General features: G+C 63.2%; 13 protein-coding genes. 9 read left to right on the plus strand and 4 right to left on the minus strand.

What is annotated here, in order from left to right; genetic code table 11:
- On the plus strand, positions 1-749 hold a 749-nt coding region (locus OOJ09_RS26205; protein WP_269907973.1), incomplete at its 5' end, for a hypothetical protein.
- 212 nt (positions 750-961) lie between these two features.
- Here the strand turns inward: OOJ09_RS26205 and OOJ09_RS26210 are convergent.
- The 3 genes from OOJ09_RS26210 to OOJ09_RS26220 form a co-directional block, all read right to left on the minus strand.
- On the minus strand, positions 962-1,807 hold the full coding sequence (locus OOJ09_RS26210) for an aldo/keto reductase (protein ID WP_269907974.1): 846 nt from the start codon (positions 1,805-1,807) through the stop codon (positions 962-964).
- Positions 1,808-1,901: 94 nt separating this feature from the next.
- Complete coding sequence (locus OOJ09_RS26215; RefSeq protein WP_269907975.1) at positions 1,902-2,291, minus strand: DUF305 domain-containing protein; 390 nt, start codon at positions 2,289-2,291, stop codon at positions 1,902-1,904.
- 43 nt (positions 2,292-2,334) lie between these two features.
- Positions 2,335-4,845: a heavy metal translocating P-type ATPase gene (locus tag OOJ09_RS26220; RefSeq protein WP_269907976.1), complete on the minus strand. Its 2,511-nt coding sequence runs from the start codon at positions 4,843-4,845 to the stop codon at positions 2,335-2,337.
- Between the two features lie 191 nt (positions 4,846-5,036).
- Here OOJ09_RS26220 and OOJ09_RS26225 point away from each other — a divergent pair, with 191 nt between their 5' ends.
- The 6 genes from OOJ09_RS26225 to OOJ09_RS26250 all read left to right on the plus strand — a co-directional run bounded on the left by OOJ09_RS26225 (position 5,037) and on the right by OOJ09_RS26250 (position 12,913).
- Positions 5,037-5,840: a glycosyltransferase family 25 protein gene (locus OOJ09_RS26225; protein WP_269907977.1), complete on the plus strand. Its 804-nt coding sequence runs from the start codon at positions 5,037-5,039 to the stop codon at positions 5,838-5,840.
- 91 nt (positions 5,841-5,931) lie between these two features.
- On the plus strand, positions 5,932-8,733 hold the full coding sequence (locus OOJ09_RS26230) for a [protein-PII] uridylyltransferase (RefSeq protein ID WP_269907978.1): 2,802 nt from the start codon (positions 5,932-5,934) through the stop codon (positions 8,731-8,733).
- A 46-nt stretch (positions 8,734-8,779) separates the two neighbouring features.
- Positions 8,780-10,387, plus strand: coding sequence for a murein biosynthesis integral membrane protein MurJ (gene murJ, locus OOJ09_RS26235; RefSeq protein WP_269907979.1), 1,608 nt, complete (start codon positions 8,780-8,782; stop codon positions 10,385-10,387).
- A 117-nt stretch (positions 10,388-10,504) separates the two neighbouring features.
- Positions 10,505-11,572 (plus strand): tryptophan--tRNA ligase, encoded by a 1,068-nt coding sequence (gene trpS / locus OOJ09_RS26240; protein ID WP_269907980.1) that lies wholly within the window; start codon positions 10,505-10,507, stop codon positions 11,570-11,572.
- 100 nt (positions 11,573-11,672) lie between these two features.
- Positions 11,673-12,164 carry a universal stress protein gene (locus OOJ09_RS26245; protein WP_269907981.1) on the plus strand — a complete coding sequence of 164 codons (492 nt, stop codon included), beginning with the start codon at positions 11,673-11,675 and terminating at the stop codon, positions 12,162-12,164.
- Positions 12,165-12,343: 179 nt separating this feature from the next.
- Entirely contained in the window at positions 12,344-12,913 is a 570-nt protein-coding gene (locus OOJ09_RS26250) for a NifU family protein (protein WP_091581039.1), read from the plus strand.
- 183 nt (positions 12,914-13,096) lie between these two features.
- On the opposite strand, the gene OOJ09_RS26255 is transcribed toward OOJ09_RS26250, so the two are convergent.
- Positions 13,097-13,714: a L,D-transpeptidase gene (locus OOJ09_RS26255; protein ID WP_269907982.1), complete on the minus strand. Its 618-nt coding sequence runs from the start codon at positions 13,712-13,714 to the stop codon at positions 13,097-13,099.
- 223 nt (positions 13,715-13,937) lie between these two features.
- Here OOJ09_RS26255 and cueR point away from each other — a divergent pair, with 223 nt between their 5' ends.
- A complete protein-coding gene (gene cueR, locus OOJ09_RS26260) occupies positions 13,938-14,354 on the plus strand; it encodes a Cu(I)-responsive transcriptional regulator (protein WP_269907983.1) in 417 nt (138 codons plus the stop codon).
- Positions 14,355-14,400: 46 nt separating this feature from the next.
- Positions 14,401-14,823: an OsmC family protein gene (locus OOJ09_RS26265; RefSeq protein ID WP_269907984.1), complete on the plus strand. Its 423-nt coding sequence runs from the start codon at positions 14,401-14,403 to the stop codon at positions 14,821-14,823.
- Positions 14,824-14,934: the final 111 nt, after the last annotated feature.

A 14,934-nucleotide genomic window follows, 5' to 3' on the forward strand; every position in this document is an offset into this window, starting at 1 on the left:
GTCTTACCCTGCAAAGGCGAACCTCTTGGACTGCCGGATTGCCAGATGCTCATATTGACCTTGGACGTTTCGATCGACCGTTCTCACTGATCAATCGTCCGCTTCTGATGTTGGACGATAATCGGACGGACCCTCTGGTACTCATGTCGCCAGTACTAATTTCGGATTCCGCTATGTTCTCAATTTCTGGATTGATGGAGGGAAACCTCAACAATGCGTTCTGGGATTCAGATCAGGCTCGAAGCTACGCAGGTGAGCAAGGGCGTGTTGCAGGAGAAATTTTTGAGGAGTCTGTAGCGCAACGGCTGCGCGAACTTGGGCTAGACGCACAGCCTCGACGCAAATTGTCCGCGATACTCAATCAGAAGGTTGCACCAGAATTTGGTGATGTCGACGTTTTTGCGATCTCTGCCGATCGAGAGCGAGTTTTTGTAATCGAGGCAAAAAATTTGCGGCTTTGCCGGACTGAAACCGAGGTGGCGGCAAGAATGTCGGAATATCGTGGTCGCACCGTTCCCACCTCCAAAGGAGGTACGAAGCCGGACAAGATGCTGCGTCACATCCGCAGGGTAAAATATCTGCGGGACCGCGCAGCCGCTGTTGCGAAGAGTTTAAAGCTGCCGAAGCCCCCTGAAGTCAAAGGCCTATTGATTGTGGACGCACCGCAGCCGATGAACTTTCATATGCTTGATGAATTGCCCGATGCAGAAAGCGCATTTCTAGATTCCATCGAAACTTACAAATTTTGATTACTGTTATGTATTATTTAAGTATTTCTGTCGTTCTTAATAATCGATACGCTCCACAGGTTATCTTCGCAATTTTGCATTTGACGTAGCAAAACATGGTTCAGTAGCTGCATGGTCTAAACGCGGAAACTCGGGCCACGAGCGAGACCTTTACGTCTCATTGAGCGGAATATCTCTTCCGAGAACCGGTCCCACCCTCTCGGGATCATCCTCTAGATCATCTCCAGCCCGCGCTTGCGGGTCGGCGGTGGGAAGGCACGGTCGAGATCGGCAATGTCCTGCGGCGCAAGCTCGATGTCGAGCGCGGCGACATTCTGGCGGACATGCTCCTGGCTGCTGGCCTTGGGGATGGCGATGACGCCGTCCTGCTGCATCACCCAGGCAAGCGCGATTTGTGCCGGCGTCGCATTGTGGCGGGCGGCAACGGCGTCGAGCCGGGCATTGCGCGCCAGCGCGCCCTGTTCGACCGGCGAATAGGCCATCAGCGGAATGCCACGCTGGCGGCTCCAGGGCGCCAGATCGAACTCGACGCCACGCCGGACCAGATTGTAGAGCACCTGGCTGGTCTGGACGTTGGCGCCGGACGGCAGCAATGCCAGGTCCCGCATCTCGTCGGTATCGAAGTTGCTGACGCCCCAATGGCGGATCTTGCCGGCCTTCTTCAAGGCTTCAAATGCCGCGACGGTTTCCGTCAATGGCACGCTGCCCGGCCAATGCAGCAGGTAAAGATCGATGCGGTCGGTGCGCAGGCGCTTCAGGCTGTTCTCGCAGGCGCGCTGGACGCCGGTGCGCGAGGCGTTGGACGGCAGCACCTTCGAGACCAGGAAGGTCTCGGCGCGGCGCCCGGCAATGGCCTCGGCCACCACCTCCTCGGCGCCGCCGCTGGCATACATTTCGGCGGTGTCGATCAGCGTGACGCCAAGGTCGAGGCCGAGCCTCAGGGCGTTGACCTCATCGGCGCGACGGCGGGCGTCCTCGCCCATCTTCCAGGTGCCCTGACCGAGAATGGGGACGGCTTCGCCGGAGGGCAGCGTGGTGGCTCTGATGATCGATGGCATGGCGGGGCTCCGGTTGGGGCCTGATCGCATCACAGCCCCGGCGAGAAATCCAGAGAGAGTTCTCTCCGGATCTTCTTCGCCATCGGCAGAAGGCTCACTTTACGGGATGAGCGGCAAGCCAGTCCTGCATCTGCTTGATCTCGGCTTCCTGCGCGGTGATGACCGCCTCGGCCAGTTTGCGGATTTCCGGGTCCTTGCCGTTGGCAAGCTCGACCTTGGCCATGTCGATGGCACCCTGGTGATGCGGGATCATGCCCCTGACAAAGTCGACATCGGCATTGCCGGAATATTCGATCATCATGTCGCCATGCATCTTGTCCATCGCCGCCTTGTAGGCGTCGGTCGAGGGACTGTCCGCGCCCATCGCCATGCCGGCCATGTCGTGTTTCATTTCCTCGCTCTGCGCCGGAACACTTTCGAGGAAGACGGCAAGCAGCATTCCGGCCGCCATCAGCAACAGCACGAGTTTTTTAGCCAAGGTCATTCATGGTCTCCTGTTGGGTGGATTTCGTATTTGGGGGCTTTGCTCAGAGTTTCAACGTTCTCAGCCGCAATGCATTTGATATCACCGACACCGAGGACAGGCTCATCGCCGCCGCCGCCAGCATCGGCGACAAAAGCGTGCCGGTGAGCGGGTAGAGCACGCCGGCGGCGACCGGCACGCCAAGCACGTTGTAGAGGAAGGCGAAGAACAGGTTCTGGCGGATGTTGCCGATCGTCGCCCGCGCCAGCGTGCGTGCCCGCACGATGCCGTTGAGGTCGCCCTTGACCAAAGTGATGCCGGCGCTCTCGACAGCGACATCGGCGCCGGTGCCCATGGCGATGCCGACATCGGCGGCGGCAAGCGCCGGTGCATCGTTGACGCCGTCGCCCGCCATGGCGACGCCGGCGCCCCTGGCGCGCAGTTCCTCGACGAGCGCTGACTTCTGTTCGGGCAACAGGCCGGCGCGGACCTCGTCGATGCCGAGGCTTCTGGCGATCGCGTTGGCCGTGCGCTCATTGTCGCCGGTTGCCATGATGATCCTCAATCCGCTGTCATGCAGTGCCTTGATCGCCTCGGCCGTGGTTGACTTGACCGGATCGGCGACGACGACGATGCCGGCCAGCCTCTTGCCGACGGCGACAAACATCACGGTCTTGCTCTCGGCCTGCAGCGTCTCGGCCCTGGCCGAGACGGATGCGGTGTCGATGCCGAGATCGGCCATCATCGCCGCGTTGCCGAGCGCGACCTTCTGTCCCGACACGGCGCCGGAAACGCCCTTGCCGGTGACCGCCTCGAAATCGCTGGCCTCGGTGATCTTCAGGCCACGGGCGACAGCCCCCTCGACGATCGCCTCGGCAAGCGGATGCTCCGAGCCTTTTTCCAGGGCGGCGGCAAGCGCCAGCAATTCATCCTCGGCCATGCCCTCGACGGCGACGACATCGGTCAGTCGCGGCCGGCCTTCGGTCAAGGTGCCGGTCTTGTCGACGATCAGCGTGTCGACCGAGGCAAAGCGTTCGAGCGCCGCGGCTTCCTTGATCAGCACGCCGGCGTGCGCCCCGCGCCCGGTGGCGGTCATGATCGACATCGGCGTGGCGAGACCGAGCGCGCAAGGACAGGCGATGATCAGCACCGACACCGCCGAAACAATGGCGAAGATCAGGCTGGGCTCCGGTCCGAACATCGCCCAGGCGGCGAAAGCCACGAGCGCGACAAGAACGACGGCCGGGACAAAGTAGAACGACACGCGATCGGCCAATCCCTGGATCGGTGCACGCGAACGCTGCGCCTTGGCGACGAGTTCGACGATGCGCGCCAGCGTTGTTTCGGCGCCGATCCGGTCGGCGCGCATGATCAGCGAGCCGTTCTTGTTGAGCGTGCCGCCGGTCAGCGCATCGCCTTCAGCCTTTTCGACCGGCAACGGCTCGCCTGTGATCATCGATTCATCGACTGAAGAACGGCCGTCCAGAACGGTGCCGTCGACCGGCACGGCGTCGCCGGGGCGAATGCGCAAGCGGTCGCCGGCCTTGACCGCGTCGAGCGGCACGTCGCTTTCCGAACCGTCGGCGACGATCAGCCGCGCGGTCTTCGGCGCGAGATCGAGCAAGGCACGGATCGCCGAGCCGGTCATTTCGCGGGCGCGCAACTCCAGGACCTGGCCAAGGAAGACCAGCGCGACGATGACCGCGGCGGCCTCGAAATAGACCGGCACCGCACCACCATGGCCACGAAACTGATGTGGGAAGATATCCGGAAACAACGTGGCGACGACGCTGTAGAGATAGGCCGCGCCGACCCCGAGCGAGATCAGCGTCCACATGTTGGGGCTGCGGTTGAGGATCGAATCCCAGCCGCGATGAAAGAAGGGGAAGGCGGCCCAAAGCACCACCGGACTTGCCAGGGCCAGCTCGATCCAGACCTTTGTCCGATCTTCGACCAGGCCGCCAAACGTCAGGCCGACCATGGGCGCCATGGCCATGACCAGAAGGGGGACCGACAGGGCCGCGCTGACCCAGAACCGCCTGGTGAAATCGACCAGTTCGGGATTTGGCCCCTCATCGCCTGTCGGCACGCCCATCGGCTCCAGGGCCATGCCACAGATCGGGCAGGAGCCGGGCTTGTCGCGAATGATCTCGGGGTGCATCGGGCAGGTGTATTGCGTGCCCTTGGGCATCGGCTCCGGCGCCGGTCTGTCGCCGAGATATTTCTGCGGCTCGGCCTCGAATTTCGCCTTGCAGCCAGCGGAGCAGAAATAGAAGCCCTGGCCTTCGTGACGGACAAAATGCTTCGCCGTGGCGCGGTCGACAGTCATGCCGCAGACCGGGTCGGTGGACGTCAGGAAGCTTTCCGGCTCGGCCTCGAACTTCGAACGGCAGCGCTCGCTGCAGAAATGATAGAGGCGGCCGGCGTGTTCTGACGTCGGCTTGCCGGCGGCCGGATCGATGGTCATGCCACAGACAGGATCGCGCACCACGCTCGTGTCGCCAGCCGCGGTTTTCGCCGCGCAACAGCCGCCATGTGCGCCATGCGCATGATGATCGTGATCTGAATGCGTCATTTGGAAGTGCCTCGATGCCTCTGCTTCAAGGCAGGAGGTAGTGCTTCCAGTAACTGGAAGGTCAAGGGCTGTTTTTGATTTTTCCCATTGGTGCCGACCGCGGCGTCCCCCAAAAAAAGCTCGCACACGGCAGCAGCGCCTATGCTAAGAAGCGCCGCCTGGTCCTTGCATGGTAAAGATTTCGTTAGATAATGAAGTGTCTGGTCATCAATCTCGATCGGTCTCCAGACCGGCTTGCCCATATCACGGCGGAGTTTGCCCGCATCGGCGTCGCCTTTGAGCGAATCGTCGCAATCGATGCCCGTGACCATCCCGACCTGGTGCTGCAGCCACAGCATGCGATGTACGCCATCCGGCACCTGTCCCGCAGCGAGATCGCCTGCATGCACAGCCATCGTGCCTGTTGGTCGATCATCGCGCGGGACGACGCCCCCTACGGCGCCGTGTTCGAGGATGACATGGTCTTTTCCGCGAAAGCCGGTGCCTTGCTTGCCGATGCGCGCTGGATTCCAGCGGATGCCGATGCCATCAAGCTCGAAACATTCTTCAGCAAAACCATGATCCAGCGGAAAAAGACTTCCGTTGGTCACGGTTTTTCCGTGTTCAGGCTGCGCAGGAGCCACATGGGAACCGGCGGCTACGTCCTCTCAAGGCAGATGGCACGCGATCTCCTGGAAGCAACCGCGCAGACCAACGCCGCGGCCGACGATCTCGTCTTCAATCCGGCGTTCCCGACATCGGGCGGCAAGACGATCTACCAGCTCGTTCCCGCGCTCTGCGCGCAGGACCAGTTCGTGGACGACAGGCTGCCAAGCCTGCTTTCCGAGGAACGGGACGCCGCATGGGTCGCAAGCGGGCTGACCGTAAAGCGTAAAAAGCCGATCGCCGAGAAAATAAGGGTGGAGACCAGGCGGATCGCCGAGTGGATCATCGATTTCTGCAGGCTGCGGCAATATCGGGTTATCCCGTTCGATCCGCCCGAGGCGGAGGAATAGGCGGCTTGCCGGGCCTGCCGGCAGGCCCCATACCCAGCGCCGTGAAAACGCGCTATAGACGCCGCCCAAAAGGCAAGGCCAACCGGTACCTATGGCGAAAATCTCCCTGAAGCTCGATGAACTGATCGACGGCGAAGCCTTGCGCCGCGAGATGACCGCGCTGACCCGGGCCACGGCCGGGGACGGCTCGGGACAGGCCGCGCGCAGCGGTGTGCTCCAGCTTCTCAAGGGGCGGCTGGCGGACGGGCGCGCCATTGCCGAACGCATGCTGAGGGACGACGGCAGCGGCAGCGCCTGCTCGGCGCGGCTGTCGCATCTCATGGACGAGATCATCCGGGCGCTTTACGATTTCGCCGTAACGCATGTCTACCGTGTCAAGAACCCGTCTTCGGCGGAGCGCATGGCCGTCGTCGCGGTCGGCGGCTATGGCCGCGGCACGCTGGCGCCCGGGTCCGACATCGACCTGTTGTTCCTGCTGCCCTACAAGCAGACGCCGTGGGGCGAGCAGACCGTCGAATACATGCTCTACATGCTGTGGGATCTCGGGCTCAAGGTCGGCCACGCCACCCGCAACATCGACGAATGCCTGCGCCTGTCGCGCACCGACATCACCATCCGGACCTCTATCCTCGAAGCGCGTTTCCTGTGGGGCGAGCTCAAGCTCTATGACGAACTGATGCTGCGCTTCGACCATGAGGTGGTGCGCACGACTGGCCCCGAATATGTCCAGGCCAAGCTTGCCGAACGCGACGACCGCCATGCCAAGGCTGGTGAAAGCCGTTATCTCGTCGAACCCAACGTCAAGGACGGAAAAGGCGGCCTGCGTGACCTGCAGACGCTGTTCTGGATCGGCAAGTATTTCTACCGGGTGCGCACCGGCGAGGAGCTGGTCGACAAGGGCGTCTTCACCGAAGGCGAATACCGGGAGTTCCAGAAGGCCGAGGATTTCCTGTGGGCGGTGCGCTGCCACATGCATTTCCTCACCGGCAAGGCCGAGGAACGGCTGCATTTCGATATCCAGCGCGAGATCGCCGAGCGGCTGGGCTATACCAGCCACCCCGGGCTGTCGGCGGTCGAACGTTTCATGAAGCACTACTTCCTCGTGGCCAAGGATGTCGGCGACCTGACCCGCATCTTCTGCGCCGCGCTCGAGGAAGAGCAGGCCAAGCATGTGCCGGGCTTCAACCGCATCTTCCTCACCTTCTCACGGCGCAAGCGCAAGCTTGCCGGCACGTCGGACTTCATTGTCGACAACCACCGCATCAACATCGCCGACGATCAGGTTTTCGAGCGCGATCCGGTCAATCTGCTGAGACTGTTCTGGTTCGCCGACAAGCACGGCCTGGAATTCCATCCCGATGCGCTGAAGCTGTTGACCCGCTCGCTGGGCCTGGTCAACAAGTCGTTGCGGCGCGACGCGGAGGCCAACCGGCTGTTCCTCGACATCCTGACCTCGGACCGCAACGCCGAACTCAACCTGCGGCGCATGAACGAGGCCGGGCTGCTGGGCAGGCTGATCCCGGATTTCGGCAAGATCGTCGCCATGATGCAGTTCTCGATGTACCACCACTATACGGTGGACGAGCACCTGATCCGCTGCATCGGCGTGCTTGCCGAGATCGAGCGCGGCGACGGCGAGAAGATCCATCCTCTGTCGCACACACTGATGCCGGGGCTCAGGAAGAGCCGCGAGGCGCTCTATGTCGCCGTGCTCCTGCACGACATCGCCAAGGGCAGGCCGGAGGATCATTCCGAGGCCGGGGCCAGGATCGCGCGCCGTATCTGCCCGCATATGGGGCTCTCGGCCGCCGACACCGAAACGGTCGCCTGGCTGGTCGAGCATCATCTGGTGATGTCGATGACGGCGCAGACCCGCGACCTCAACGACCGCAAGACGATCGAGGATTTCGCCTCGATCGTGCAGTCGGTGGAGCGGCTGAAGCTGCTTTTGATCCTGACCGTCTGCGACATCAGGGGCGTCGGACCGGGCGTCTGGAACGGCTGGAAGGGCCAGTTGCTGCGCACCCTCTACTACGAGACCGAACTGCTCTTGACCGGCGGCTTTTCGGAAGTGTCGCGCGCCCAGCGGACGGCGGCGGCGCGCGAGCGTCTGGCCGAGGCGCTCGCCGACTGGCCGGACAAGGCGCGCAAGCGCTATGTCGGCCTGCACTATGAGAATTACCTGCTGACCGTCGATCTCGCCGACCAGTTGCGCCATGCCGAGTTCATCCGCGAAGCCGACGTGGCGGGCAACAAGCTGGCCACCATGGTCAAGACCCACCAGTTCGAGGCGGTGACCGAGATCACCGTGCTGGCGCAGGACCATCCCCGCCTGCTCTCGGTTGTCGCCGGGGCCTGCGCCGGAGCCGGCGGCAACATCGTCGACGCGCAGATCTTCACCACTTCGGATGGCCGCGCCCTGGACACCATCCTGATCTCCCGCGAGTTCGACCGCGACGAGGACGAGCGCCGGCGCGCCGAGCGCGTCGGCCGGCTGATCGAGGACGTGCTGTCGGGCAAGAGCTGGCTGCCGGAGATGATCGAGAAGCGCACCAAGCCACGGCGCGGCGCCAAGGTGTTCAAGATCCCGCCGCGCGCCGAAATCCGCAACACGCTGTCGAACCGTTTTTCGGTCGTCGAAGTCGAGGGGCTGGACCGGCCGGGGCTGCTGTCGGAGATCACCGGAACGCTGTCCGACCTGTCGCTCGACATCGCCTCCGCCCACATCACCACCTTCGGCGAGAAGGTCATCGACACCTTCTATGTCACCGATCTCACCGGCCAGAAGATCGACAGCCCGGCGCGCGTCGCCACCATCCGCAACCGGTTGATGACGACGCTCGAAGGCGTCGCGCCCGAGCGCGGCGGCAAGGCCAAGGCGGCCGCCGAGTGACGACCACAATCTACTTGTCCCCTTCCCGCAGGCAGTTCCCAGACTTATGAGCCTCGTCAAGAAATTCGCAACGGTCGCTTCCGGCACGCTGATGAGCCGCGCGCTCGGCTTCGGCCGCGAGATGCTGATGGCGGCGGCGCTCGGCACCGGGCCGGTCGCCGACGCCTTCAACGCCGCCTTCCAGTTTCCCAACACCTTCCGCCGGCTGTTCGCCGAGGGCGCCTTCAACGCCGCCTTCGTGCCGTTGTTCGCCAAGGAGATCGAGACCCACGGCACCGACGGCGCCAAGCGCTTCTCCGAGGAGGTGTTCGGCGTGCTGTTCACGGCGCTGCTGGCGCTGACCATCGTCATGGAACTGGCGATGCCGCTGATCGTGCGCTACCTGGTGGCGCCGGGTTTTGCCAGCACGCCGGGGAAATTCGACACCACGGTGACGCTGGCGACGATCATGTTCCCCTACCTGATCTGCATGTCGCTGGGCGCCATGATGGCGGGCATGCTGAATTCGCTGCGCCGCTACTTCGCCGCCGCGGTGGCGCCGGTGTTCCTCAACATCATCCTGATCGGCGTGCTTGCCTACGCCTGGTACAAGGGGGCCGACGCGCGTACCGTCGGCTTCGGGCTGGCCTGGGGCGTACTGGCGGCCGGACTGGTGCAACTGGCGATCGTCTGGGTGGCGGTGCGCCATGCCGGCATCTCGATCGGCTTCCGCCGCCCGAAAATGACGCCCTCGGTCAAGCGCCTGCTGATCCTGGCGCTGCCGGCGGCGATCACCGGCGGCATCACCCAGATCAACCAGCTGATCGGCACGGCGATCGCCTCGGCGCAGAACAGCGCGGTGTCCTCGCTCGCCTATGCCGACCGCATCTACCAGCTGCCGCTCGGCGTCGTCGGCGTCGCGGTCGCGATCGTGCTGTTGCCCGAACTGTCGCGGGCGCTGAAGTCGGGCAATCTGATCGAGGCCGCCAACCTGCAGAACCGCTCGGTCGAGTTCACGCTGTTCCTGACCCTGCCGGCGGCCGCCGCGCTCTGGATCATGTCTGAGCCGATCGTGCGGCTGGTCTATGAGCGAGGCGCGTTCGCGGCCAACCATTCGACGCCTTCGGTGGCAGCGATCCTGGCGATCTTCGGCCTCGGCCTGCCGGCCTTCGTGCTGATCAAGGCATTCACCCCCGGCTATTTCGCCCGCGAGGATACGCGCACGCCGATGATCTTTGCCGCCATCTCGGTGGCGGTCAACGTCACCACGGCGCTGACGCTGTTTCCGTCGATGGGCGCGCCCGGCATCGCCGTCGCCTCGGCCGTTGCCGGCTGGGTCAACGCGCTGATGCTGCTCGGCGTCCTGATCCGGCGTGGCCATTGGGGCCGCGACGTACCGCTGATGAAGCGCATTCCGCGGCTGGTGCTGTCGGCGATCGTGATGGCGGTCGCGCTCTATTTTGCCGAGCACTGGTTCGCCGTCAGGCTCGGTCCCGGCTCACCGCTGGTCGTCAAGGCGACGACGCTCCTAACGCTCGTCGCCGGCGGAGCGCTGCTCTACTTCATCGCCGCCTTCGTCACCGGCGGCGCCGATTTCGGCATGATCCGGCGCAACGTCAGGCGGGGCACGGCAAAGGCACCGTCCCCCGCCGCAAAAACCGAAGCAGACGATTAGGCCAGGCAACCGAGGCCGACGCCGGCCTTGATCGCAGCGCCGTGTTCGTCCATAAGCGCGCCGTCGAAAGACTTTCGCCGCGCGCGAAACGGCCCTCCACAAGCCAAGGGAACAACAATGACCGCCTTCAAGCCACTCGTCTTCTCCGGCGTCCAGCCGACCGGCAACCTGCACCTCGGCAACTATCTCGGAGCCATCAAGAAATTCGTCGCCCTGCAGGACACATCCGACTGCATCTACTGCGTCGTCGACCTGCATTCGCTGACGGCCCAGCTCGTCTATGAAGACCTCGCCGACCAGACACGGTCGATCACCGCGGCGTTCCTCGCCTCGGGCATCGACCCGAAGAAGCACATCGTCTTCAACCAGTCGCGGGTCATGCAGCACGCCGAGCTTGCCTGGATCTTCAATTGCGTGGCGCGCATCGGCTGGATGAACCGCATGACGCAGTTCAAGGACAAGGCCGGCAAGGACCGCGAGAACGCCTCGCTCGGCCTGCTCGCCTATCCCTCACTGATGGCTGCCGACATCCTGCTCTACCGCGCCACGCACGTGCCGGTGGGCGAGGACCAGAAGCAGCATCTGGAACTGACCCGCGACATCGCGCAGAAATTCAACAACGACTTCTCGGACCGCATCGCCGGTCTTGGCGTCGGTGTCGAAATGCAGGTTGGCGAAGAGACGGTGAATGGCTATTTCCCGCTGACCGAGCCGGTCATCGGCGGGCCGGCGGCGCGCATCATGTCGCTGCGCGATGGCTCGAAGAAGATGTCGAAGTCGGATCCGTCCGACCTGTCGCGCATCAACCTGACCGACGACGCCGATACCATCTCGAAGAAGATCCGCAAGGCCAAGACCGACCCGGAAGCGTTGCCGAGCGAGCTGGATGGCCTGGCCGCCCGGCCCGAGGCGGAAAACCTGGTCGGCATCTATGCCGGTCTCGCCGAGATGTCGAAGGCGGACGTGCTGAAGGAGTTCGCCGGCCAGCAGTTTTCGGTGTTCAAGCCGGCGCTGGCCGACCTGGCGGTGGAAAAGCTGGCGCCGATCGCCAGCGAGATGCGCCGCATTTCCGATGACCGCGCCTATGTCGACGCGGTGCTCAAGGACGGAGGCGAGCGCGCCGGCGTGCTCGCCGAAGCGACGATGAAGACGGTGCGCGACATCATCGGGCTGCTGCAGGGCTGATCCCAACGCTTGGGTGCATTACACTGGCACAAGGCCGGCGGCTTGCCGCCGGTCGGCCGCGGTGGCAGATTGCGGCCGAAACCACATCGAGCAGATAGACATGGTCTCCAAACGTCTCAGCCGCGAAACCGGCCATCGCCGCAAGTTCCTGGCGATCATCGACGATACGCCGGAATGCGAGCGCGCCGTCGCCTACGCCTCGAAGCGGGCGCAGAGCACCAACGGCACGCTGGTGCTGCTCTACGTCATCGAGCCGGACGATTTCCAGCACTGGCTGGGCGTCGAGAAGATCATGCGCGAGGAAGCAAACGCCACGGCGCGCGCAGCACTCGACAGCTATGCCAACAAGGTGCGCCAGAAACTTGGCATCGAGCCGGAGATGGTGGTGCGCGAAGGCAAGCCGACGGACGAGATCCACAAATTGATCGAGGAAGACCAGGACATCGCGATCCTGGTGCTGGCCGCCGGCGCCGGCAAGGAAGGGCCAGGACCGCTGGTCGGCGCTGTCGCCGGCAAGGGTGCCGCATTCCCGATCCCGGTGACCGTGGTGCCACAGAACCTGTCGGACGAGGAAATCGATAGCTTGGCCTGAGTGCGATGACATTCAGCCGGCCTGAGCTGAATCTCGACACACCCTGGAGCTGTCCAAGGCGCGCAAAAACATTCCGCGCGCCCGCCATTCCGGCGACGCGTTTCGCTTGAATGTCCCGCCAATAGAGCTTATTTAGAATTATTCCAAACTACTTGCCCGAAATGGGCTGGGAGACGGCCATGTTCATCCAGACCGAATCGACACCAAACCCGGCGACGCTGAAATTCCTGCCCGGCAAGGAAGTGCTTCTTGAAGGCACCGCCGATTTCCGCGATGCCGACAGTGCAGCCGTTGCCTCGCCGCTGGCCGGCCGGCTGTTCGAGATTCCGGGCGTCACCGGTGTCTTCTTCGGCTATGACTTCATCACCGTGACCAAGGACGGCCCCGACTGGCAGCATCTGAAGCCGGCAATCCTGGGCGCCATCATGGAGCATTTCATGTCCGGCGCGCCGGTCATGGCCAAGGCCGGCCCTGCCGCCGAAACCAGCCTGACCGGTGAGTTCTACGACAAGGCCGACGAGGAACTCGTCATCACCATCAAGGAACTGCTCGACACGCGGGTCCGCCCGGCGGTCGCCCAGGATGGCGGCGACATCACCTTCCGCGGCTTCGAGAACGGCACGGTTTTCCTGCATATGAAGGGCGCCTGCGCCGGCTGCCCGTCATCGACGGCCACGCTGAAGCACGGCATCCAGAACCTGCTGCGGCATTTCGTGCCTGAAGTGCAGCAGGTCGAGCAGGTCTCCTAACGCTTCCACCGCCGGCGGGTGGATGTTCGGCGGCCAATCACAGCGACGAAAACAAAAAACCGGGCCAAATTGCCCGGTTTTCTGTCTGGGACGTCCGTTGTTGCCTAGACGGTCCGCGTACGAAAGCTGCCTCTATCTGATCACGATTCCCGAAAACCGGTACCGGTTTTTCGGGGTCATGGTCTAAAGAACAATGACCTTGGCGCCGACCGAGGCGCGGTCATAGAGGTCGATAATATCCTGGTTCATCAGGCGGATGCAGCCCGACGACATTGCCTTGCCGATAGAGTTCCATTCCGGGCTGCCATGCAGGCGATAGCCCATGTCGCCGCCCTTGTTGAACAGATACATGGCGCGTGCGCCGAGCGGGTTCTTCAGGCCAGGCTCCATACCGCCGGCAAACTTGGCCAGTTCCGGCTGACGCTGGATCATCTGTGAAGGCGGCGTCCAGGTCGGCCACTCGCGCTTCAGCGCGATGTGGGCGGTGCCGTGCCATTCAAAGCCCTCGCGGCCAACGCCGATGCCGTAGCGCATCGCCTGGCCGTCGCCCTCGACGAAGTACAGAAACTTGTTCTGCGTATCGACGATGATCGTGCCCGGCTTTTCCTGGGTGTCGTAATTCACCTCTTGCCGATGGTACTTCATCGGCACCTTCTCGATCGGGATCCGCGGCAGCTGGTAACCGGCGTCGGTGACCGCGCCATAGTCGTTGGAGAACATCCGCGAGCCGATGGTGCTGCAACCGGCGATAGCAGTGGAAAGCGCCAGTGCGGCGACTATTGCAAACGACTTCATGCGCATCAGGTGATCCGGTGCCCCGCCCCAAGCGGCACGAGTCGGCCGCTTTCTCACCATCATTCATGCTGGCATTTGCTTTGCTTGCCAAGCACGCGATGCCTATATGGTGGGGCTTACGCGCCGGTAACTGTATCACTATGGCATTTCGGCAACAGCCTTCACAGGATTGTGAAGGAAATTCAAGGGGCCAAGCTCGAGGGCTCGTTAAAAACCGAGGAAAATCGTCATGAATGTCGGTGACGCCGCCCACCGTTCAGGCCTGCCGGCCAAGACCATCCGCTACTACGAAGAGATCGGCCTGATCGCGCCGGCGCGCGCCAGCAATGGCTACCGCGACTATTCCGGCGACGACATCCACCGGCTTGCCTTTCTGCGCCGCGCGCGCAACCTCGGCTTTTCCATTGACGATTGCCGGCAGCTGATGGCGCTCTACCAGGATCGCGGCCGCGCCAGCCACGATGTGCGCGAGATTGCGGCCGCGCATGTCACGGCGATCGAGGAGAAGGTGCGCGAGCTGCAGTCGATGCGCTCGACCTTGCAGAAGCTCATCCACGCCTGCCATGGCGATGCGAGGCCGGACTGCCCGATCCTGGATGACATGGCGGGCGCGCTCGGCGACAAGGCCGCTTCGGCGTCGGCATAGGTACCGCGCGGTACCTTATCGGCGCCGGTAGGGAGGATATCCGCCAATGGTCTCGATGACCGTCGAATTGCGCAATGTCGAGGGCACACAAGCCGCCATGGGCTGGGCGGGCGGCCACACGATCATCGTTGACAGGCCGGAAGGCAAGGCCGGCGGGATGGGCCTCGGCTTCAATGGCGGCCAGCTTCTCGCCCTCGCGATCGGCGGCTGCTTCTGCAACGACCTTCGCTATGTCGCCGAGGAGATGGGCGCGAGACTTGGAAAAATCGCCGTGACCGTGACGCTCACTCTCGAGGGCCAGCCCTTGCTGGCGACCACGGCAACCATGGTGGTTGCCTGTGAGACATTGGACGGCTCCGATCCGGCACAAATCATTGCAGGGGCTGGAGCGATTTCCACGGTCAGCAATTCGCTGCGGCGGGGCGTGCCGGTCAGTATCGAAACGAACGCGGAACGTTCGTTCGATTGAATCAATTCCTTCCGCCTCTGGCCACGCCGGCCGACTGCGCTACTTTTCCATTGTCGCGTTGATCAACGATGGAGGTTGGCATGGATCGGCGATTGTTTCTGACTGGAATGC

The organism is Mesorhizobium qingshengii, from assembly GCF_027563465.1.
Taxonomy (GTDB): Bacteria; Pseudomonadota; Alphaproteobacteria; order Rhizobiales; family Rhizobiaceae; genus Mesorhizobium; species Mesorhizobium qingshengii_A.

Coding starts and splice junctions, on each gene's coding strand:
- OOJ09_RS26210 (WP_269907974.1), bottom strand. CDS start 1,807: ATGCCATCGATCATCAGAGCCACCACGCTGCCCTCCGGCGAAGCCGTC.
- OOJ09_RS26215 (WP_269907975.1), bottom strand. CDS start 2,291: ATGACCTTGGCTAAAAAACTCGTGCTGTTGCTGATGGCGGCCGGAATG.
- OOJ09_RS26220 (WP_269907976.1), bottom strand. CDS start 4,845: ATGACGCATTCAGATCACGATCATCATGCGCATGGCGCACATGGCGGC.
- OOJ09_RS26225 (WP_269907977.1), top strand. CDS start 5,037: ATGAAGTGTCTGGTCATCAATCTCGATCGGTCTCCAGACCGGCTTGCC.
- OOJ09_RS26230 (WP_269907978.1), top strand. CDS start 5,932: ATGGCGAAAATCTCCCTGAAGCTCGATGAACTGATCGACGGCGAAGCC.
- murJ (WP_269907979.1), top strand. CDS start 8,780: ATGAGCCTCGTCAAGAAATTCGCAACGGTCGCTTCCGGCACGCTGATG.
- trpS (WP_269907980.1), top strand. CDS start 10,505: ATGACCGCCTTCAAGCCACTCGTCTTCTCCGGCGTCCAGCCGACCGGC.
- OOJ09_RS26245 (WP_269907981.1), top strand. CDS start 11,673: ATGGTCTCCAAACGTCTCAGCCGCGAAACCGGCCATCGCCGCAAGTTC.
- OOJ09_RS26250 (WP_091581039.1), top strand. CDS start 12,344: ATGTTCATCCAGACCGAATCGACACCAAACCCGGCGACGCTGAAATTC.
- OOJ09_RS26255 (WP_269907982.1), bottom strand. CDS start 13,714: ATGCGCATGAAGTCGTTTGCAATAGTCGCCGCACTGGCGCTTTCCACT.
- cueR (WP_269907983.1), top strand. CDS start 13,938: ATGAATGTCGGTGACGCCGCCCACCGTTCAGGCCTGCCGGCCAAGACC.
- OOJ09_RS26265 (WP_269907984.1), top strand. CDS start 14,401: ATGGTCTCGATGACCGTCGAATTGCGCAATGTCGAGGGCACACAAGCC.